Here is a 19,629-nt window from a genome sequence, read left to right on the forward strand (position 1 = left end):
AGCTTAAGCGGCGTTGACGCTCTCAGGAATCCACTGTGCTGCACCGGCGCGCACACCAATTGCGGCGCTTCCAACAGGAATCTGCGCGGCGTGACCTGGAGCAATCACACGGATGTGCTTGCCAGCGAAGTCCACTACGTAGACAACATCAGCACCGCGGTACACCTTGGTGAGAATCTCAACAGCAATCGGAGTCTCAGCGCCGGTTTCGGCAGCGATCAACAGATCTTCCTGACGAACCATCACGTTGCCCGCACCATCAGCTGCATCCGACTGTACTGCGAGCGCGTGCGCACCGGTCTCGGTGACAACGGTCTGACCCTGCTTCTTGGCAGGCAGCAGGTTCGCTGCACCAATAAAGTCAGCCGCAAACGCGGTCCTCGGGGTCGAGTAGATCTCGTCTGGAGTGCCGACCTGCTCGACAACGCCGCCGTTCATCAGCACGATGCGGTCGGAGAGGCTAAGCGCTTCTTCCTGGTCGTGAGTCACGAACACGGTGGTGACGCCAAGTGAGCGGTGCAGCTCCTTCAGCTCAATCTGCATGTCTTCGCGAAGACGCGCATCCAGGTTCGAGAGTGGCTCATCAAGCAGCAGCAGGCTCGGGGTGTTCGCAATTGCGCGGGCGAGAGCCACACGCTGCTGCTGTCCACCCGAAAGCTGAGTTGGCATACGATCGGCGAGGTGGCCCATCTGCACGCGCTCGAGCGCATTGGTTGCGATTTCGAGCTGCTCCTTCTTTGACTGCTTGCCTTCCATGCGCAAACCAAAGCGAACGTTCTCACGCACACTCATGTGTGGGAACAGCGCATAGCTCTGGAACATCATGCCAAGGTGACGCTTCTCTGGCGGCAGGTTGGTGACATCCTGCTCACCAATCAGCACACGACCAGAGGTAACCGACTCCAAGCCAGCGATGCAACGCAGCAGCGTGGTTTTACCACAGCCCGATGGTCCGAGCAGTGAGATGAACTCACCAGACGCGACCTCAAGGTCGACGCCCTTGAGCACCTCGGTCGCTTTGAAGCTCTTCTTTACGTGATCAATCGTCAAGGTGCTCATGAGACAAACATCTTTCCTAGGCCAATAAGTTTTTCAAGAATCAGGATCAGCACAACGGTCAACAACACCATCATGGTTGAGACGGCTGCAACTGTAGGTGAGGTGCTGTATTCAAGCTGTCCGTAGATCGCAATGGGAAGGGTTTCCAGTTGCGGAGTGCGCAGGAACAGCGCGATGACAGCGTCATCGAAGGAGATATTGAAGGCGAAGAACGCACCAGCAGCAATACCGGGACGAGCCACTGGAAGCACCACCAAGCGGTAGCGGTTCCAGGCGCTTGCGCCGAGAGTTCTAGCGGCTTCCTCAATAAATGGATCGCGTCGCGCCATCACACCGGTCACCGTACGCATCACATACGGAATGGTGATCACTGTGTGAATCACGATCAGCACCCAAATGTTTGGCGATCCGATTGTCATCGAAGCAACCGAGAGTGCGCCAATGGCAAGGATGATCGTTGGCAGGGTAAGCGGCGACATCAGGAACGCCTGGATCGCGCCCGATCCTGGAATGTTGAAGCGGGTGAGCGCGAGCGCGGCGGCTGTGCCGAGTGTTGCCGAGCAAATTGCGGTCACCACGCCGACCAGCAGGCTGAGTCGGAACGGAGCCAGGTAGGTGTCGGTGGTGAGCGCTTCGATGTACCACTCAGCTGAGAAGCCAGAAGGCGGGAACGTCAGGAATCGGCTGGTGCCGATCGATGCTCCGGCCACCACGATCAGTGGCATAAGCATGTAAACGGTGACCGCAATGACGAGCAGAACTGCCGCGATCTTTGCGAGGAGTGGGATGGATTTGACCATTGTTTAGCCCTTCGTGCGCCCGAGTCTGGCGGTAGCGATCAACACGAGCATGACACCGGCGAAGAGCATCACTGCCTGTGCAGCAGCGAATGGCCAATCGAGGTTCGTGGTGGCATCAACGTAGATGGTCTGCGCGAATACGGGAATCTGAGCGCCACCAATAAATCGTGGCGTAATGAACGAGCTCACGGAGAGCACGAAGACAAGTGAGGCACCGGCGACGATTCCCGGCAGAGTAAGCGGGAAGACGACGTGCCAGAGTGAGCGCCAGTAACCGGCGCCAAGGGTGCGTGCTGCTTCTTCAAGCTGAGGCTTGATGCCTGAAATAACACCAAGGATGGAAAGCACGGCGAACGGCAGAAGCACTTGGACCATCGCGATGGTGACACCGACCTCGGTTCCGAGGAAGCCCTGAGTGCCCTTGACGAGCATTTCAGCGCCTGGCACCTTCATCATCAGACCGTTGGGTCCCATCAGAACAACCCAGCCGAAGGTGCGGACCACGACGCTGGTCATCAGCGGCAGGATCACAACAATCAGCAAGAACGACCGGAGCTTCGAAGAAGCACGTGACATCAGGTATGAAAGCGGAAGCGCGATCATAATCGTCACAAGGGTTTGTACAACACCGAGTCGAAGCGAACGCCATGCCGCTTGCAGGTTGTACTGCGACTCAAAGAGCCGCTGGAAGTTCTCGAGAGTGAACCCGCCTGCCGGCGACTGAACGCTCATCAGAAGCATGGCAGTGACCGGGGTCACAAATCCGAGCAGCAGCAGTACCGCCGCCGGCAGGAGCAGGAGCAATGGCTCCTTACGGGTTCTCTCGTTCATATGCAGACCTTAGTTGGTAATTGCGGTGTTCCAGGCGTCCACCCAGCTCTGGCGCTTTGGTGCCAGGGTGCCAGGTGCGTAGGTGACGAGCGAATCGAGTTCGTCACCGGTCAGAACCTCTTTCGCGAGGTCGCCTGAGATTTCAGCCTTCAGGTTTACTGGTGAGTAGCGCATCTTCTCTGCGAAGACCTGCTGTGCCTTCGGGCTCAGCTCGAAGTCAACGAAGAGCTTTGCGAGCTCGGTGGTGTCGCGACCCGAAACCACGTTAGCGGTAATCAGTGACGCGCCAGCGCCTTCCTTCGGGGTGATGAATTCAACTGGAAGACCAGCATCCTTCAGGGTACCCGCGTAATCCATCGAGTAAGGCGCGAGCCAGGTGTCACGCTGAGCGAAAGCGCTCTGCAGGTCTGGCGAGGTTGGTACAACAATGGCATCACCCTTCGATACGAGCGCACCAAGCTTGTCGATCGTTGGAGCTGCGTTATCGATTCCGCCACCCTCAACGTCCGAGAGGCGCAGCATCGAAAGCAGACCATAGGTGTTCGACAGGTCGGTCAGTGCGAGGTGACCCGCGTACTGAGGATCGAACACGTCGAGCCATGAATCTGGGCGGTCTGCGCCAGATTCGGTGTTGTAGACCAGGCCGATGGGAGCCAGCTGGATTGCTGGGCCCTCACCGTGCTCGAGGCCTGCGGTTGCAACATCAGCGAGATCATCGAAATTCTTCAGATCAGCAGGCTCGATCTTTTCGATCAGGCCGTCAGTTGCAGCGTTGAACTCCTGGCCACCCGAGAAGTGCACAACGTCGAGCTGTGGGCTTGCCTTCTGTGCAGTCAGCTGAGCAAGTGCGTCAGCGCTGTACAGGGTAACCAGCTCAACCTTTGCACCGGTCTCTTCGGTGAAGGGGTCGACAACTGCCTCGACGAAAGCCTTCTCCCAGTCGCCACCGAAGGTGGTGACAACCAGTTTCTGGCCAGCGTATGGCTTGTTGCTGTCATCGCTACCGGCATCTGTACCGGAAGCTGAACAAGCAGCAAGCGCAAGTGCGCCGATGGCAGCTACGCCACTGAATAGGACTCTTTTGAATTTCACGATGTTCTCCTTTGAATGTGTGATGTTACTCGTATGAAATATCTAAATGTTGAGTGTGGGTTACTCGGAGAGACGACCGATGGTCAGCTGCTTTGCTCCGTCGAAGCGAATAGCAGCTGATTCCTTAGCGAACTCAGCGAGACCCTCGGTGATGGTCGCCCAGATGTTCACTGGGGTGAAGCCGAGTGGGCCGAAGGTACGTGCGCCGCGGTCGTAGAAGACACCAATCTCCCACCACTCGAACGGCAGGCCGCCCATCTGCATTGGACGCTGCCAGTACCACTGCAGGTCGCCCGGAGCTGGGATAACCTGCTGGTTTTCAGCTGGCACTGCAGCTGCGTCGAATACCTGAGCTTCCTCTGGCAGGCCAACCATGACCTCTGGGCCTGCGTACATTGCGTGCAGGGCTTCCATGGTCACTGGGTTCTCGAGCGCCTGCCACATAACCTTGCAGGTCTCTGGTGCGTCTTCTTCGAGGAGAGTTGCGATCGCGCGAGTACCGTTTGCGTACTCGAGGAAAATCTTCTTCGCCATGATGTGTTGTTTCCTTTCGACTTTTGTAAGAGTCGTATGTGTTGAGGGGGTAGTTAAGCCGGTGACTGTTCGAGCGACGCCTTCACGGTCTGCAAGAACGAGTTGAAGAGCAGCTGCTCTTCCTGAACCTCGTTTGGCTCAGAGAGCTTCTCTGGGTGCCATTGAACGGCAAGCAATGGCCAGCCGTCGGTAGCTTCAATTGCTTCGATCACACCGTCGTTTGCGTGTGCGGTAGCAACAAAGCCCTCGGCGACACGGTCAACTGCCTGGTGGTGAATCGTGTTTACGGTGCGCTCTTGCGTACCGTATGCCTTTGCAAGCATGCTTTCTGGAGCAAAACGAACCGCGTGGCGACGGTGCAGCTGCTCTACACCGTCGACCACGGTCTCGTGCACATCGGTTGCAGGAAGATCAACGACCAACGAGCCGCCAAAGGCGACGTTGGTTACCTGCAGGCCGCGGCAAATCGCGAGGGTTGGCAGATTGCGCTCACGTGCGAGACGCGCGAGCTGGCTCTCGAACTCATCGCGATCTGCCGAGTAGCTCTTGCCCGCTTCTGGCTCAGCGCCGTAGAGCGAGGGGTCTGCGTCTTCGCCGCCCGAGAGCAGCAGGCCGTCGAGACGGTCAATGATTGCCGCTGGATCGGTTGAGGGCGGCAGTAGTACTGGCACTCCCCCGGCTTCGATGATCGCATCGGCATATTCAACACCGATGGTGTGTGACGGGCGTCCCTGACCGAGCTGAGTTGGGATCGGACGGCGCCAGGTGGTGATTCCAATAATTGGTGCGGGCATTAGAGCTGAATCCAAGTCGTCTTGAGGTCGGTGAACTTTTCAATCGCGTGCAGGCTCTTATCTCGGCCAAAGCCTGAACCCTTCACTCCGCCGAAGGGAATGGTCATGTCGCCTTCTTCGAAGCAGTTGACCCAGACCACGCCAGAGCGCAGCTTGCGGCTAAGCTCATGTGCCTTGGTCAGGTTCTGCGTCCAGAGCACGGACGCGAGTCCGTATTCGGTGCCGTTTGCAATTTCGAGTGCTTCTTCTTCGCTGCGGTAAGGGATCACCGCGAGCACTGGTCCGAAGACCTCATTCTGTGCAAGCTCGTGCGTTGGATCAACGACCGCGACAACCGGCGCGAAGTATGATCCGTCTGCGGCAAGCTCACTTGAGAGCTCGGCTTCATAGATACGTGTGCCCGATGCTTTCGCCCGATCAACGAAGCCGCGAACGCGCTCAAGGTGAGTTGCGCTGACCAGCGAGCCGTTGGCCGAAGCAAGATCCATCGGATCGCTTGGGCTCATTGATTTTGCAACCTCGGTAGCGATTTCGACAGCCTGCTCAAGCAGGTGCTCTGGCACCAGGAGGCGCGAGGCCGCGGTGCACATCTGACCCATGTTGTAGAAGCAACCCTGCGCGCTCGAGGTAACTGCCTGCACGAAGTCTGCATCTTCGAGCACCACGCTCGGGGTTTTGCCACCAAGTTCAAGCCAAACGCGCTTGCCGTTCGACTGCGCCGAATACTCAAGCAGTGCACGGCCAACGCCGGTTGAACCGGTGAAGGTCAAGACGTCGACGTCGTGGTGCTCAGCGAGGGCTCGGCCAGCGACGCGACCGTATCCCGGGACTACGTTCAGCACGCCAGCTGGAATGCCTGCGTCAAAGGCGAGTTTGCCGAGCATCAGGGCCGAAGCGCTGGTGTGCTCGTCTGGCTTCAGCACGACGCTGTTGCCGGCAACAAGTGACGGGCCAAGCTTCCATGCGGTCATGGTGAGCGGGAAGTTCCATGGCACGATCGCTGCAACCACGCCGGCTGCTTCACGCGTCACGAGTGCGAGTGATCCAGGAGCCGTAACTGGCACCTCGTCAACGATCTTGTCTGCGGCTTCGCCGTACCAGCGAAGGCAGTTCACGACGGCGCGAAGCTCGGTCTGCAGGGCCTCGCTCACCGGCTTACCCATCTCAAGCGAGATCATCAGCGCGAGCTCTTCGGCGTGATCGTGCACGTTCTGTGCAAAAGCCATCATGATCTGACCGCGTTCGCGTGGTGCGAGGCCCGACCAGATACGTGATTCAAATGCTTCGCGTGCCGATTGAACCGCAAGGTCAACGTCAGCTACCGAAGCGGTCTCGATGGTTGCGAGGTTTTCGCCGTTGCGGGGGCTCACCAGGGTGAGTGCGTCTCCGCTGCCCTGAACCCAGCTTCCGTTCACAAATAGACGAGTTGGGAATTCAACCTGGTCACGAATGTCGTTCCAGGGAACTCGAGTTGCGTCGAACACGGAAGCCTCCTTGCTAATTTTCCCGAGACGCTGCTCGGATTAACTCAGTACGCCAAACATAACACACATTTGATGCACTTCCGCCACTTTGGGTTTGCTGATGATTAATCTCAGCCACATTAGGCAAATTGTTCACCAACTCGACCACGCCGCAAACCACCGGCCTGGTATACCGTTCCCCTCTGGAACGGCGGTTTTACAGGTGACCACCCCCAAATCGGAATCTCGCCAAACTTCCGCCCGCACGGCAAATGCGGGCACAAAACCAAAAACCCTGCACCCAAAATCGGGTGCAGGGTTTTGAAAAACGGTGAGCTAGAGGCCTTGCCCCTGATCCACAAAGAGCGACCCGCGAAGCACAGGAGTCAGCACGACAAGTGAATCGTGCACTTCAAGCCCCTCATGCTTCGTAATCGTGTCGCCGGTAAGGAAGTTATAAAAAGCTTCTTCGTCGGTGACCAAAATATTGGCAAGCAACTGCGAGACCCCGGTGGTTGCCACGATGAATTTCACCTCAACCGCACGAGCCAGATCCTCGCCAATTTCTTCAAGATGCTTCATCGGAGCTTTGAACCAGACCAGTGCCTCAAGGCCCAAGCCAAAGACCCGAGGCACCACCTCGGTGCGCGGATACATCAGACCGCGCTGGGTGAGAGAATCCATGCGGCGTCGCGCCGTAGCAACACTTACCCCGAGCTCCTTTGCGAGCCGAGACACCGGCATACGCCCGTCCTCAAGCAAGAACTCAATCATTTGATTTTCTTCAGGCGAGATCGCATCATCCGGATCCACCGGAAGTTCACCGGGCACCAGGTGCTGATCGAGTGCGTCATGCTGAGCGCCACTCAGAATTCCTGGCGACCAGTCATGCCCGGAACGGTAAAACTTCAGCACAGTTGAGGCATTCAACGAGGTGATGCCAGGCATCTGCGGAATCACACGCTGCAAGAGGTCACGCAGTTCAGACTCGTCACGCGGCAAAAACATGCCAGCAATATCGTTGCTGCCCTCAAGCACCGAGACAGAAGAAGCAAACGGAATACGCGCGAGAAGTCTTGCAACAGACCAGAGTTCGCCCGATTGTGTGGTGATGCGCAAAAGCACGGCACGCACGTGCAGCACACGCTTCACATCAACGTAGGTCGACACCCGAATGAATCCGCGGTCAAAAAGATTCTGACCGCGACGAGCGACCGTGCGCTCTGGCAATTGCAGGGCACGCGCAATCTCACCCCATGAGGCCCGACCGTTCGTTTGCAGCGCAGCCGCAATCTGCTGATCAGTCGCATCGAAGGTAATGTCTTCAAACTCCTGCATTGGCGCCTTTCCTGAGTGAGACAGTACCAGCAAGAAGCACAGACAAAAAAAGATCAGGGCCGACGCGCGGCGTCAACCCTGATCTTTTGAAAAACTATGCGTTAGCGCACAACCACTGCGAGCACGTCGCGAGCCGAGAGCACGAGCATCTCTTCGCCGCCGTACTTCACCTCGGTGCCGCCGTACTTCGAGTAGATCACGAGATCGCCAACAGCGATGTCGAGAGGCACGCGGTTGCCGTTGTCGTCGATACGACCCGGGCCAACTGCCACGACCTCGCCCTCCTGGGGCTTCTCCTTGGCGCTATCGGGAATGACAAGACCCGAAGCAGTGGTCTGCTCAGCTTCGACCTGCTTGATGACAATACGATCTTCAAGCGGCTTGATGCTCACCGACACGGTTGACCTCTTTCTAAAGGTGACTACGAGTTTGGTGCCCCTTCAGGCACCCTAGAAATGAGTCTAGGGCGACTATTGGCACTCATGCAAGGCGAGTGCCAATGATTCAGCGAAGGATCGCGAACAGCGAACACACCAACCTTCTTGGCGCGTTCGACCCTGCCAAGGGACTCACAGCGGCAATCCCTGTTCAAGCCTGAAAAAACGTGAAATAATCAACGGTCCAGGGCGCACAACAGCATATACACGACCACCGAATCACAGGAGCGATGATGTCGAACCCAGAAGTCCCGAACTTCCAGCAGCCACAGGCTGAGACCGTGCCACAGCCGACCGCGCCAGTTGCGTCTGCAGCACCCGCCGCAGCACCGGCAGCACCGGCAGCACCGGTCTATCAGCAGTACCAGGCAGCTCCCGTGCCACAGCAGCCCGCACAGCAGGTACCGCAGGTTCAACAGGCCACCACTGTCGGCCAGACCAACACCTATGCACTGGTCTCAATTCTCACCGTGATGCTCTCACCAATTTTTGGCATCATCTTTGGCCACCTCGCACTCAGCCAGATTAAGCGCAATGGTGATGCAGGCCGCGGCCTCGCACTCACCGGTGTAATTCTTGGCTACGCCTCGATCGCTCTCATCTTGATTTTCATGCTTACCTACGTGAGCATCATCGGCTTTTTCTTCGCTTCGATGGGATCAATGATGAACGGCTATTACTACTAAACCCAAGCGACAGCAACAAAATCTCGGTGCTTTTCTAGGCCATGTGAAATAATTGAGTTGCTGACATCAGCGGGCGATTCTCGCCCAACTACAACCCAGGAGTGAGCATGTCGAACCCTCAAGATCCGAGCTTCCAGCAGCAGCCTGAGGCTCCGGTGCAGGAGCCGACTGCACCACCCGCTTACGCGGCACCAGCGGCACCTGCAGCACCTGTTTACCAGGCCGCTCCTGCTGCCCCAGCAGCCAGCGCACCAACCAACACCCTCGCGGTCATTTCGATGATCTCGTCGATCGTCGGCTGGTTCTCATTCGGCGTGCTGTGCATCGTTGGCGTGGTGCTTGGCCACATGAGCCTCAAGCAGCTGAAGACCAGTGGCGAAGGTGGCCGCGGCATGGCCATGACCGGCCTGATCGTTGGCTACATCGGCCTCGCTGGCTGGATCATTGGCCTGATCATCTTCGTCATTGTGATCGGCGTGCTGGGCGCAGCCGCAGTCTCAAGCGGCGCAGGCTACTAATTAACGCTTCACTCTCGGCCGCATCCAACTCGGGTGCGGCCGAGCCCATTTCAGCGGCAGCGCCTCCCGGCTGGGAGGCGCTGTTCGCGTCAGATGCGCTGGATCGCCTCAAACAGCTTGAGAGTGATTTGCAGCAGGGCGCGACATCGCTTGCGCTCGGCACACGACTGCGCGCCGACGGTGTAGCTGGCGACGAAGTTGCGGCACTACTGTCGCAGGTCGATCTGCGTCGCAAAGCTCGCCTCAAATTTGGTGGTGCAGCAGCAAACATGCTGTTCACTCAGGCCGGACTTGAACAGGCAAGCCGCATTGCAGTCTCGAATCTGCACGCCGAGCGTTTCGCCAGGGCCGAATGCAATGTCGTCGCTGACCTTGGCTGCGGTATCGGCAGCGAATCGATGGCCTTTGCCCGCGCGGGCCTTGGCGTTCGCGCGGTGGAGCTTGATCCGTTTACCGCTCGCGTCGCTGCCCATAACCTTGGCCCCGCCGCGCTGGGCGAAGCCGCCAGCCAGACTGAGGTGCTCGTAGGCGACGCACAGCAGACCTCGCTTCTCGGCGTTGGCGGCGCGTTTCTCGACCCTGCCCGGCGCACTTCGGGGCATCGCAACACCAAACGCCTCGCAAACCCGGACGACTACTCCCCCTCGCTCACGTTCGCTTTTGGCCTTGCCGAACAGCTCCCCACCGGAGTGAAGCTCGGGCCTGGCCTTGACCGTGAGTTGCTGCCGCCGGAGGCTGAAGCCCAGTGGGTATCAATTGATGGCCAGTTGGTTGAGACCGGGGTGTGGTTTGGTCCGCTAGCTCGGCCCGGGGTGACCAGGTCGGCGCTGGTGTTACGCGGCGCAGACGCACACGAACTTCACGCTTCGGCCGATGCCGACGACGTTGATGTGCGTGGCCTTGGCGAATACCTGCACGAACCAGATGGCTCGGTGATTCGTGCCCGCCTCATCGGTCTGCTTGCCGAGCAACTGAGTGCCGGCATGCTGAGTGATGGAATCGCATATCTGACAAGTGATTCAGCAGTGTCGACACCGTTCGCGCAGACTTTTCGCATTACTGAACAGTTGCCAAGCTCTGAGAAACAGCTCAAACGGGCTCTCGCCGAGCGCGGCATTGGCACGCTTGAAATCAAGAAACGCGGCGCTGACGTAGACCCTGCCGAACTGCGCAAACGTTTGCGGCTTCGCGGCCCAAACTCGGCCACACTTTTCCTTACTAGAGTCGCAGGGAAGCATACGGCGCTTCTCGCCGAGCGCCTCTAGCCCGCTCGCGCACGGTACACAGTGCTGCACAGCACTGTGCTGTGCTACTGGCCCGGCCGATCCAGCGCCCCATCGAGATCGCCTAGGGCAACCGTACTGGGCGATGCCCCTAGCGGGGCTCGACGGCGACCGGATCGCCGAGAAACACCAACTGCACCTGCTCATCTGAGGCAAACTGCTCACTTGCGCTGTGCTGCACCGTGATCATCTCGCCAGAATTCGCGCGAACCACAGTGCGGCGGTGCGCGCCGAAAAAGCCGCTCGACACCACAGCGGCAGGCATGCCGCCGGCGGCACCCTGCACCCCAGCAACACCTGCTGGCGCCAACCGCAATTGTTCGGGGCGCACAAAGGCAGTAACCGACACCTCACCGGCAAGCCCCGGCCCGGTCAAGCCGGTGAGTGATCCCACGCTGCCAGGCAATACCGGCAGCACCGCACCAGCAATCGTCACGTTTTCACCGCTCAGCACACCGGGCAAACGGTTTGATTCGCCGATAAAACTTGCTACGAACGGAGTTGCCGGGCGGCGGTACAGATCTTCTGGTGCGCCGAGCTGCTCGATGACCCCATCGCGCATCACTGCCACCCGGTCCGCCACCGCGAGAGCTTCTTCCTGGTCATGCGTCACAAAGATCGTGGTGATCCCAAGTTCCATCTGAATCGCCTTGATCTCGTCGCGCAACCGCACGCGCACTTTTGCGTCAAGCGCAGAAAGCGGCTCATCGAGCAGCAACGCGCGCGGGCGAGTAACGAGCGCACGAGCAAGTGCCACACGCTGCTGCTGTCCACCAGATAGTTGGTGCGCGAATCGATCCGCGGTGTGCCCGAGCCCGACAAGTTCAAGCGCTTCACCGACACGAGTCGCACGCTCCGCTTTCGAAACCTTGCGCATCTCAAGACCAAAACCAACATTTTGCGCAACCGTCATATGCGGAAACAGCGAGTAGGCCTGAAACACCACAGACATGTCGCGCTTGTTGACGGGCACCGGAGAAATGTCTTCCCCAGCAAGCAGAATTCGCCCGCTCGTCGGCTGTTCAAGACCCGCAAGGCAGCGCAGCATGGTGGTTTTGCCGCAGCCGGAGGGCCCCAGCAACGCAATGAACTCCCCCGGCGCGATGTCAAGATCGATGCCGTGCAACACAGTGGTGTCGCCATACGCCTTGGTCACGCCCTCAAATCGAATTGGGGTGCCTGTCGTGTCAGCCATTCGCGCTGACCTCCTTTGATTCGTTAGTCGTTGCAGCGGGCCCAGTCGCAGCAGTCACATCTTTTTTCGCGTTGGATCGACCGGCTCTGCGAGCACGCTGCCCCTTGGGGCGAATCGAAGCGAAAACGAACAGCAACACAAACACAGCAGTCAGCGAAAGCAATGAGGTGATGACGGCCGCATAGGGGTCGCTTTTTGATACCTCGACGAGTGCGACCTGCAGAGTCACCCTGTTCAGCAGCGAAGACAGCGTGAACTCGCCGAGCACTACGGCTGCGGTGATCAGGGTTGCGCTGGTCAGGCCGTGACGCACTCCAGGCACGATCACGCGCCAGAGCACGGTGATCCAGTTGGCGCCGAGCGATCGGGCCGCTTCGACGAGAGTCTTCGCGCCCATTCCTTGCAGTTCAGAGACGATTGCACGGTAAGCAAAAGGCAGCACGAGAATGCCATAGGCGAGCGCGAGGGTCCAAATATCGCCACCGAAGATCTGCACAATCACTCGGTAGAGCGGCGCCAGACCGACGACGAGCACAATCGCAGGAATAGCGATCGGCAAGATAGTGAGCATTTCAAATGCTCGGGCCAACCTCGGAAACTGCAGGTGCACCAGCACAATAGTGGGCAAGAACAGCACCCACACGATGGCGATCGTGATCGCAGCGAGCAACAGCGAATTGCCGATGCCCTTCACGAGGTTTCGATACATTCGCGCGTTCTCGGGATCGAAGAGTGCGGCCCAGTGTTGCACGCCGTACCCGCCGTCTTGCTGGCGCAGAGTGAACTCAAACATTGCGATCAGCGGCACCACGAAGACGCCACAGATCACAATCAGGATGGTGCGACGTAGCCAGGCTGGCGGCTGACCTGAGACAGCGGCGGCAATCGGTTTTGTGTGTTTCATCGCTGCCACCTCGCGGCCCTACGCTGCAGCGCCGAATAGCCGATCATCACAATGAGCATCACGAGGAGCATGCCGAGCGCGAGCGCACCGGCAGTGTTGGCGCGTGAAGCCCCGGTTTCTGAAATCAGTGCCGAACGGATCTGTAGCGGCACAATTTGCGCGCCCTGACTGATCAGTGCAGCTGCCGTTGCGTATGACGAAAACGCGTTGGCGAAAAGCAGTAGCAGCGAGCCTAAGAACGAGGGCGCGAGAATTGGCCCCGCGATCCTCGTCCAATAGGTAAATGAGTTGCCGCCGAGGGTTGCTGAGGCTTCTGCCCATTCCCTGCGTAACCCCTCCATCGCAGGCAAAAACACAATCACCATGAGTGGCACTTGAAAGTACAGATACGGCAAAATCAGGCCGGGTAGCTGATACAGCCACACGCCTTCGGCGAAGATGTCGATACCGAACCATTCGCGCAGCGAGACCGTCACTAGGCCCTGAATGCCAATGGTCGCGATAAAAGCGAATGCGAGCATTACGCCGCCAAATTGTGCGAGCACGCTTGCCGCCGAGTCAATCGCACGGCGCAGCGCACTGGTCGCTGGGGCGCCGGTAAGAGCGAAAGCGAGTAGGCCACCGAGCAGGGCGCCAATGCCCGCCGTGAGTGCACTAATCCAGATCGTTGCCCAGAAGGAACCGAGCACGATGGGGTCGGTGAGTTTTGCAAAATTGTCGAGGGTGAGCGAACCGTCTGCCGCAAAAAATCCGGTGCCAATCGCGAGTACCGCTGGCACCGCAAGAAAGATCAGCACGTACAGCGCGAACGGCGTGAGGCCAAGCCACTTCTTCATTCGTTCTCTCATCGTTAGTGGTTAGAACGCCGTACCGACTATTGCTGCCGATCTGGCGTCAATAGTCGGTACGGAGGTGTTCTCTAGGCGGAGGCTCTCATGTCGCCGCCTGGCGAACGAAATTAGCCGATGATCTTTGGCCATTCAGTTGCGAGCAGTGCGTTCGCTGCATCGATCTGCTCAGGACTTGCAGTCTCCTGCTCGTCTGGCAGACCGCCAGCGGCTTCGAGAGCTTTCTTGTCTACGGTGCCGGCCTTGTCCATCGCAGCAAGTCGCACTGGGAATGCGCCAGCTTCAAGGTAGAGGTTCTGCACGGTGTCGCTGTAGATCCATTCCTGCCACAGCCGAGCTGCCGCTGGGTTTGGTGCGTCCTTGTTGATTGCCTCGTTGTAGAACGAAACGTACGCGGTGCCTGGCAGCACTGCGTTCTCCCAGTTCGGGGTATCGGCCTGCTGGCCAATGTTGTTGAACGACCAGTCGATAACAACCGGGGTTTCACCCGACGCGATAGTGGCTGGGGTTGGGTCAACTGGCAGGAAGTTACCTGCTGCGTTGAGCTTCGAGAAGAAATCAACACCGGTCTGGAAGTTGTCGAGTTCGCCGCCACCCTGCAGGGTTGCCATGCCAACGCCAGCGAAAGCTGCGCCGGCCTGAGTCGGGTCACCGTTCAGAGCAACTGAACCCTTGTACTTTGCGTCGAGCAGATCATCGAGCGAGGTCGGTGCGTCAAACTTCGACGAGTCGTAGCCGATCGACATGACACCGGTGTAGTTGTTTACCCAGAGGCCGCTAGCCTCTTTGTTCTCTGCCGGAATGTCTTCCCAAGCCTGCACCTGGTAAGGCGCAAAGTAGTCGGTGCTCGAGAGCGCAACGGCTGCGCCGAGGTCGAACACATCTGGGGCGGTGTCTTGGCCACGCAGGTTGTCAGCTGCCTGAATTTCCTCGGCGCTTGATGCGTCTGGTGAGGCCGAGTTCACGGTGATGCCGTACTCGTCTTCAAAACCCTTGATGATCTTGCCGTAGTTTGCCCAGGTCTCTGGCAGAGCTACAACGTTAAGCTCGCCCTCTTCCTGCGCTGCTTTGACGAGCGCGTCAAAGCCACCGAAGTCTTCGGCGCTGGTTGCGGTTGCCGCGTCAAAGCCTTCTGGACTGGTCGAGGTGCCAGAGCTGCAAGCCGAGAGGCCGAGCATTGCGATGGTTGCCACGGCACCTGCCGCGACGAGTGAACGACGATTCACAACATTCCCCTTTACGGACCCACCCGTTCGCCTTGTATGCGAACCGGAAAGTGGGCTTCGAAAAGGAAAGTAGCACCGCAAAAAGACGAAACGTCACCTCCGAGTGAACGGATGGTGACGCTTCGTTTTCGGCCTCATGAACAGGTTTTCATGAGTTCTCGATGTTATGGCGAGTTTGTGCTGGTTTTCGCGCTGGATCACTCAGCAGATTCAGCAGCACGATCATTTGCGCGTAGCTGCTCCGCGTCTGCTTGATACCCCTCGATGTGACGTTCATCGACACCGTTGTAGAGCGAGAGTGGGCGAATCAGAGCGTTTGATGCGCTCTGTTCCATCACGTGCGCTGTCCAACCGGTAACACGCGATGCAATAAACAGTGGGGTGAAGGTGAGTGTGTCAAACCCAATCAGGTTGTAGGCCGGACCTGATGGGTAATCAAGGTTCGGGTAGATACCCTTGCGCGACACAAATTCTTCTTCGAGCTTGGCGTAAAGCTCGGCCACATCGGGGCGCTGGTAGTGCTCAATCAGGGTGTCAAGCGCGCTTTTCATGGTTGGCACGCGAGAGTCACCCCGTTTGTATACTCGGTGCCCGAAGCCCATAATCTTGCGCTTCTCGGCCAGAGCTTTGTCGAGCCACGGCACCACGTTCTCGGCCGAACCAATGTCGTTGAAGATATGCAGAACTGCTTCGTTTGCACCGCCGTGCAGCGGCCCCTTCAGCGCACCAATTGCGCCAACCACTGACGAGTACAGATCGCTCAGAGTTGAGGCGATAACGCGCGCGGTGAAGGTCGAGGCATTAAATGAGTGCTCTGCGTAGAGAATCATTGAGCGGTTGAACGCGTCAATCACAATCTCGTCTGATTCTTCGCCAAAAGTCATCCATAGGAAGTTGGCTGCGTAGTCAAGGTCATCGCGCGGTGGCACGATCTCTTGACCTCGTCTGCGGCGCTGACCGTAGGCGACGATCGCCGGCAGCGCCGCGTAGAGGCGAATGCTGCGACGGAGATTCTCTTCGGGACTGCCAGCGGCGTCAAACACCGACCCAGCGCCTTGCACGTCTGAAGCGCCGATGACACTCACCGCGGTACGCGCTTCATCCATCGGATGTGCGCTGAGCGGCAGGAGGTCGATGGCCTGCTTCACATTTGCGGCGAGCGCGCGATGCTCGCGCTCCTCGGCCCGCAACTGTGCCAACTGCTCCGGGTTCGGCAGCTCACCGTGCCAAAGCAGATAGGCGACCGCTTCAAACGGCTGAGTGGCCGCGAGTTCCTGCACTGGAAAGCCCCGGTACAGGAGTGAGTTGGTCTCTGGGTTCACTTTCGAGATAGCAGTCTCATCGACTACTACCCCAGCGAGCCCCTTATAGATCTCGGTCATTGCACACGCTACCTTTCGACGTTGAAGGTGTAGATGTTCGAGTCGAACCCAGCGTAATCTTCGTAGCTGATCAGTTCATAGAGTTCTGCACGATGCTGCATATTGCCCAGCTGGCTGGTCAGTGTGCCGTGCTCGTTCAGAGCGTCAAGTGCCCGCTCAGCTGCGCCCATTGCGATCCGCAAAAGCGAAACTGGCCAGATCACCATGTTGATGCCTACGCTCTCAAGCTGCGAGGTGGTAAATAGCTCGCTCTTGCCGAACTCTGTCATGTTTGCGAGTACTGGTACGTCGACAGCTGAGCGAATTGCTTCGAACTCTTCGAGCGTCCGCATTGCCTCAGGGAAGATTGCGTCAGCTCCCGCGTCGACGAGTGCCTTTGCGCGATCTTTCGCAGCTTCAAGCCCCTCGACCGCACGCACATCGGTGCGCGCCATGATCAAGAAGTTGGGGTCGCGACGGCCCTCAACTGCCGCACGAATTCGACGCACAGCAATGTCGAGACCAACCACCTCTTTGCCGTCGAGGTGTCCGCAGCGTTTCGGGTTGATCTGGTCTTCAATGTGCAGACCCGAGATGCCAGCGTTTTCCATCTCTTGCACGGTGCGTGCGGCGTTCATCGGCTCACCGAAACCGGTGTCAGCGTCGATCAGCGTCGGAAGCTCGGTGGTGCGCGCAATCTGTGCGCCCCTATTCGCAACCTCGGTGAGGGTGGTGAGGCCGATATCTGGCAGGCCGAGGTCAGCTGAGAGCACCGCGCCAGAGATGTAGACGCCGTCAAAGCCTTTGCGTTCGATCAGGCGGGCCGAGAGTGGGTTGAAAGCGCCAGGCATGCGAAGCAGTCGTCCGCTTTCGAGTTCTTCACGAAAACGTAGACGCTTCTGTTCGGCGCTGGTTGATGAGTACAACATGATTAGAACAGTCCCTTCGGTGCTGCGGCGAGGTCGATAACGCCAGGTGCTGCGACGATGTTGAGCTCGCGCACTTCTTCTACGGTGAGTTCTGGCAGGCGCTGCACGAGGTCGAGGAAGCGCTCAATCTCGGCTGCCTCGAGCACGGGTTCGGCGAGCATGCGGAACTTACGAATGTAATCAGCACGCGCGAACGGGCGGGCACCGAGTGGGTGCGCGTCGGCGACTGCGATCTGATCAACAATCTTGCTGCCGTCGGTCAGTTCAATTTCAACGCGACCGCCGAAGGCCTTCTCGTCTGGGTCTTCTGAATGGTAACGGCGGGTCCATTCTGCGTCTTCTGCTGTCGTGATCTTGTGCCAAAGCGCGACAGTGTCGGCTCGGCCGGCACGCTCTGGAGTGTATGAATCAACGTGGTGCCAGCCGCCGTCTTGCAGGGCGACAGCGAAGATGTACGGAATCGAGTGGTCGAGTGTCTCGCGCGAAGCTTTTGGATCGTACTTCTGCGGATCGTTTGCGCCCGAGCCGATGACGTAGTGGGTGTGGTGGCTCGTGTGCAGCACGATCGCTTGAACGTTCGCGGGATCAACTAGCTCTGGGTGTTCGCCGTTGAGCTTGCGTGCGAGGTCGATCCATGCCTGCGCCTGGTATTCGGCGGAGTGTTCCTTGGTGTAGGAGTCGAGGATCGCGCGCTTTGGCTCGCCCGGAGCTGGCAGCGGCACCTGGTAGCTGGCATCTGGGCCGTCGAGCATCCAAGCGATCACACCGTCTTCACCCTCATAGATTGGGCTAGGCGACGTCTGACCGCGCATTGCACGGTCGACCGCTTCAACGGCCATCTTTCCGGCGAATGCTGGCGCGTGCGCCTTCCAGGTTGAAATCTCACCCTTGCGTGACTGACGGGTCGCGGTGGTGGTGTGCAGTCCCTGGCTCACTGCCTGGTAGATGGTCTCGATGTCGAGGCCGAGCAGAGTTCCGATGCCTGCCGCTGCAGATGGGCCGATGTGCGCTACGTGGTCAATCTTGTGCTTGTGTAGGCAGATTGAGCGTACGAGGTCCATCTGAATTTCGTAGCCGGTGGCGATGCCGCGCAGCAGGGCGAGGCCATCTTTGCCGGCGTGCTGTGCAACGGCGAGGATCGGTGGAATGTTGTCGCCGGGGTGCGAATACTCTGCGGCGAGGAAGGTGTCGTGGTAGTCGAGTTCGCGAACCGCGACTCCGTTTGCCCACGCTGCCCACTCTGGGCTTGTCTTTTCAGCGTCAAGGCCGAAAATTGCAGAGCCAGCACCACCTGTTGACACCGGGTGCGAGAGCGCCTGGGCGCGAGCTGCAACGATGGGGCCGCGGTTGAGCGAGGCTGCTGCGACCGAGGCGTTGTCAATGATTCGGTTGATGATCATGTCGGTGACGTCGGCGTCGATACCCACCGAGTCGTGGGCAACTTCAGCAATTTTCCAGGCAAGCTGCTGCTCGCGTGGCAAGTCCTCTTCGCTCTTATAGACACGTACGTGATGCTTGATGGTCATTATTGTCCCTTCGCGGTGGAATCGGCATTGATGGAATCGAGAATTGAAGTCAGCGCGTGGTGCAGGTGCACATGGGTCGCGTGTGCGGCGAGTTCGGCGTCGCGCTCAGCGATAGCGTTCGCGATGAGAGCGTGCTCTGAGACAGAAGCGAGCAGTCGCCCGTGGTTGTCACGAGCGAGTTTTCGTGCTCTGGCGAGATGGGTACGCACGGTTCGTAGGGCTTGCACCAGATAGGGGTTGTCGACGGCTTCGTCGACGGCCCGATCGAAACGCGCGATCAAGGTGTAGTACGCGTCGGCTTCAAGCTCTCCCTGTTCGGGGTGTGCTTGGCGAAATGCGGCAGCGAGTTCAGCAAAAGTTGATCGGTCACCGCGCTGCGCGGCCAAGCGTGCTGCGGTTTCTTCGAAGGATCGCCTGGCCTCAAAGAGTCTGCGAATTTCGTCTGCATCAAATCCCGAGACAACGATGACTCTGGCTGATTGTTGGCGCAGCAGGCCCTCTGCGACCAAGCGGCCGATTGCTTCGCGCATGGGAGTTCGGCTAACGCCGAGACGGGCGGCTTGTTCAACTTCGCCAATCACAGCTCCCGGCGCGAGCACACCGCTTTGAATCTCGCCAAGTAGCGAGGCGTAGCTTCTATCACTCGCGCGCATTCGAGCCTCCATTCATTCGCTAGCGTATACACAAAGCGGGTAAGAAGCAAGGGTTTTGGCGCATCATTCGCATAAACGTATACATTCGCCCGAGCCATTCGGATCCAGCGCAAACAAACTCTGCCCCCAAAACATGAGGGTTTGATTTCACT

General features: G+C 58.6%; 20 protein-coding genes. 3 read left to right on the forward strand and 17 right to left on the reverse strand.

Features of this window, described 5'->3' with window-relative positions; all coding sequences use genetic code 11:
- Positions 1-3 precede the first annotated feature (3 nt).
- The 9 genes from QBL02_RS06865 to groES all read right to left on the reverse strand — a co-directional run bounded on the left by QBL02_RS06865 (position 4) and on the right by groES (position 8,309).
- Positions 4-1,059, reverse strand: a complete 1,056-nt coding sequence (locus QBL02_RS06865) for an ABC transporter ATP-binding protein (protein ID WP_282725644.1) — start codon at positions 1,057-1,059, stop codon at positions 4-6.
- On the reverse strand, positions 1,056-1,859 hold the full coding sequence (locus tag QBL02_RS06870; RefSeq protein WP_282725645.1) for an ABC transporter permease: 804 nt from the start codon (positions 1,857-1,859) through the stop codon (positions 1,056-1,058). The genes QBL02_RS06865 and QBL02_RS06870 overlap by 4 nt, the downstream gene beginning before the upstream one ends.
- Before the next feature lie 3 nt (positions 1,860-1,862).
- Positions 1,863-2,690, reverse strand: a complete 828-nt coding sequence (locus tag QBL02_RS06875; RefSeq protein WP_282725646.1) for an ABC transporter permease — start codon at positions 2,688-2,690, stop codon at positions 1,863-1,865.
- 9 nt (positions 2,691-2,699) lie between these two features.
- Positions 2,700-3,782 carry an ABC transporter substrate-binding protein gene (locus QBL02_RS06880; RefSeq protein WP_282725647.1) on the reverse strand — a complete coding sequence of 361 codons (1,083 nt, stop codon included), beginning with the start codon at positions 3,780-3,782 and terminating at the stop codon, positions 2,700-2,702.
- 60 nt (positions 3,783-3,842) lie between these two features.
- Positions 3,843-4,316 (reverse strand): DUF3830 family protein, encoded by a 474-nt coding sequence (locus QBL02_RS06885; protein ID WP_282725648.1) that lies wholly within the window; start codon positions 4,314-4,316, stop codon positions 3,843-3,845.
- Between the two features lie 53 nt (positions 4,317-4,369).
- The gene (locus QBL02_RS06890) at positions 4,370-5,110 is read right to left on the reverse strand and encodes a gamma-glutamyl-gamma-aminobutyrate hydrolase family protein (protein WP_282725649.1); all 741 of its coding nucleotides are present in this window, start codon (positions 5,108-5,110) and stop codon (positions 4,370-4,372) included.
- Positions 5,110-6,594, reverse strand: coding sequence for an aldehyde dehydrogenase family protein (locus QBL02_RS06895; protein ID WP_282725650.1), 1,485 nt, complete (start codon positions 6,592-6,594; stop codon positions 5,110-5,112). The genes QBL02_RS06890 and QBL02_RS06895 overlap by 1 nt, the downstream gene beginning before the upstream one ends.
- Before the next feature lie 315 nt (positions 6,595-6,909).
- Positions 6,910-7,911, reverse strand: a complete 1,002-nt coding sequence (locus QBL02_RS06900; RefSeq protein ID WP_282725651.1) for an Lrp/AsnC family transcriptional regulator — start codon at positions 7,909-7,911, stop codon at positions 6,910-6,912.
- Between the two features lie 101 nt (positions 7,912-8,012).
- Positions 8,013-8,309 (reverse strand): co-chaperone GroES, encoded by a 297-nt coding sequence (gene groES / locus QBL02_RS06905; RefSeq protein ID WP_282725652.1) that lies wholly within the window; start codon positions 8,307-8,309, stop codon positions 8,013-8,015.
- A 272-nt stretch (positions 8,310-8,581) separates the two neighbouring features.
- Here groES and QBL02_RS06910 point away from each other — a divergent pair, with 272 nt between their 5' ends.
- The 3 genes from QBL02_RS06910 (at position 8,582) to QBL02_RS06920 (ending at position 10,817) form a co-directional block, all read left to right on the forward strand.
- Complete coding sequence (locus QBL02_RS06910) at positions 8,582-9,034, forward strand: DUF4190 domain-containing protein (protein WP_282725653.1); 453 nt, start codon at positions 8,582-8,584, stop codon at positions 9,032-9,034.
- A 107-nt stretch (positions 9,035-9,141) separates the two neighbouring features.
- Positions 9,142-9,552 (forward strand): DUF4190 domain-containing protein, encoded by a 411-nt coding sequence (locus QBL02_RS06915; protein WP_282725654.1) that lies wholly within the window; start codon positions 9,142-9,144, stop codon positions 9,550-9,552.
- Between the two features lie 128 nt (positions 9,553-9,680).
- Positions 9,681-10,817, forward strand: a complete 1,137-nt coding sequence (locus QBL02_RS06920; protein ID WP_282725655.1) for a class I SAM-dependent methyltransferase — start codon at positions 9,681-9,683, stop codon at positions 10,815-10,817.
- 109 nt (positions 10,818-10,926) lie between these two features.
- Here QBL02_RS06920 and QBL02_RS06925 read toward each other — a convergent pair whose 3' ends face one another.
- The 8 genes from QBL02_RS06925 to QBL02_RS06960 all read right to left on the reverse strand — a co-directional run bounded on the left by QBL02_RS06925 (position 10,927) and on the right by QBL02_RS06960 (position 19,477).
- The gene (locus QBL02_RS06925; RefSeq protein WP_282725656.1) at positions 10,927-12,030 is read right to left on the reverse strand and encodes an ABC transporter ATP-binding protein; all 1,104 of its coding nucleotides are present in this window, start codon (positions 12,028-12,030) and stop codon (positions 10,927-10,929) included.
- Positions 12,023-12,934, reverse strand: coding sequence for an ABC transporter permease subunit (locus tag QBL02_RS06930; RefSeq protein WP_282725657.1), 912 nt, complete (start codon positions 12,932-12,934; stop codon positions 12,023-12,025). The genes QBL02_RS06925 and QBL02_RS06930 overlap by 8 nt, the downstream gene beginning before the upstream one ends.
- Positions 12,931-13,770, reverse strand: a complete 840-nt coding sequence (locus QBL02_RS06935) for an ABC transporter permease (protein WP_349238637.1) — start codon at positions 13,768-13,770, stop codon at positions 12,931-12,933. Before QBL02_RS06935 ends, QBL02_RS06930 begins: the two co-directional genes overlap by 4 nt.
- A gap of 122 nt (positions 13,771-13,892) precedes the next feature.
- Positions 13,893-15,008 carry an ABC transporter substrate-binding protein gene (locus QBL02_RS06940; RefSeq protein WP_282725659.1) on the reverse strand — a complete coding sequence of 372 codons (1,116 nt, stop codon included), beginning with the start codon at positions 15,006-15,008 and terminating at the stop codon, positions 13,893-13,895.
- Positions 15,009-15,205: 197 nt separating this feature from the next.
- A complete protein-coding gene (locus tag QBL02_RS06945) occupies positions 15,206-16,390 on the reverse strand; it encodes a bifunctional 2-methylcitrate synthase/citrate synthase (RefSeq protein ID WP_282725660.1) in 1,185 nt (394 codons plus the stop codon).
- 8 nt (positions 16,391-16,398) lie between these two features.
- Entirely contained in the window at positions 16,399-17,298 is a 900-nt protein-coding gene (prpB, locus tag QBL02_RS06950) for a methylisocitrate lyase (RefSeq protein ID WP_282725661.1), read from the reverse strand.
- A 2-nt stretch (positions 17,299-17,300) separates the two neighbouring features.
- Positions 17,301-18,824, reverse strand: coding sequence for an MmgE/PrpD family protein (locus tag QBL02_RS06955; protein ID WP_282725662.1), 1,524 nt, complete (start codon positions 18,822-18,824; stop codon positions 17,301-17,303).
- Positions 18,824-19,477 carry a GntR family transcriptional regulator gene (locus tag QBL02_RS06960; RefSeq protein WP_282725663.1) on the reverse strand — a complete coding sequence of 218 codons (654 nt, stop codon included), beginning with the start codon at positions 19,475-19,477 and terminating at the stop codon, positions 18,824-18,826. The genes QBL02_RS06955 and QBL02_RS06960 overlap by 1 nt, the downstream gene beginning before the upstream one ends.
- Positions 19,478-19,629 lie beyond the last annotated feature (152 nt).

The organism is Leucobacter sp. UT-8R-CII-1-4 (genome assembly GCF_030010235.1).
Lineage (GTDB): Bacteria > Actinomycetota > Actinomycetes > Actinomycetales > Microbacteriaceae > Leucobacter.

Excerpts from the sequence above, each read along its gene's own strand:
- QBL02_RS06930 (WP_282725657.1), bottom strand. The coding sequence starts at position 12,934 with ATGAAACACACAAAACCGATTGCCGCCGCTGTCTCAGGTCAGCCGCCA.
- QBL02_RS06925 (WP_282725656.1), bottom strand. The coding sequence starts at position 12,030 with ATGGCTGACACGACAGGCACCCCAATTCGATTTGAGGGCGTGACCAAG.
- prpB (WP_282725661.1), bottom strand. The coding sequence starts at position 17,298 with ATGTTGTACTCATCAACCAGCGCCGAACAGAAGCGTCTACGTTTTCGT.
- QBL02_RS06885 (WP_282725648.1), bottom strand. The coding sequence starts at position 4,316 with ATGGCGAAGAAGATTTTCCTCGAGTACGCAAACGGTACTCGCGCGATC.
- QBL02_RS06955 (WP_282725662.1), bottom strand. The coding sequence starts at position 18,824 with ATGACCATCAAGCATCACGTACGTGTCTATAAGAGCGAAGAGGACTTG.
- QBL02_RS06875 (WP_282725646.1), bottom strand. The coding sequence starts at position 2,690 with ATGAACGAGAGAACCCGTAAGGAGCCATTGCTCCTGCTCCTGCCGGCG.
- QBL02_RS06915 (WP_282725654.1), top strand. The coding sequence starts at position 9,142 with ATGTCGAACCCTCAAGATCCGAGCTTCCAGCAGCAGCCTGAGGCTCCG.
- QBL02_RS06910 (WP_282725653.1), top strand. The coding sequence starts at position 8,582 with ATGTCGAACCCAGAAGTCCCGAACTTCCAGCAGCCACAGGCTGAGACC.
- QBL02_RS06945 (WP_282725660.1), bottom strand. The coding sequence starts at position 16,390 with ATGACCGAGATCTATAAGGGGCTCGCTGGGGTAGTAGTCGATGAGACT.
- QBL02_RS06870 (WP_282725645.1), bottom strand. The coding sequence starts at position 1,859 with ATGGTCAAATCCATCCCACTCCTCGCAAAGATCGCGGCAGTTCTGCTC.
- QBL02_RS06865 (WP_282725644.1), bottom strand. The coding sequence starts at position 1,059 with ATGAGCACCTTGACGATTGATCACGTAAAGAAGAGCTTCAAAGCGACC.
- QBL02_RS06960 (WP_282725663.1), bottom strand. The coding sequence starts at position 19,477 with ATGCGCGCGAGTGATAGAAGCTACGCCTCGCTACTTGGCGAGATTCAA.
- QBL02_RS06890 (WP_282725649.1), bottom strand. The coding sequence starts at position 5,110 with ATGCCCGCACCAATTATTGGAATCACCACCTGGCGCCGTCCGATCCCA.
- QBL02_RS06900 (WP_282725651.1), bottom strand. The coding sequence starts at position 7,911 with ATGCAGGAGTTTGAAGACATTACCTTCGATGCGACTGATCAGCAGATT.
- QBL02_RS06935 (WP_349238637.1), bottom strand. The coding sequence starts at position 13,770 with ATGAAGAAGTGGCTTGGCCTCACGCCGTTCGCGCTGTACGTGCTGATC.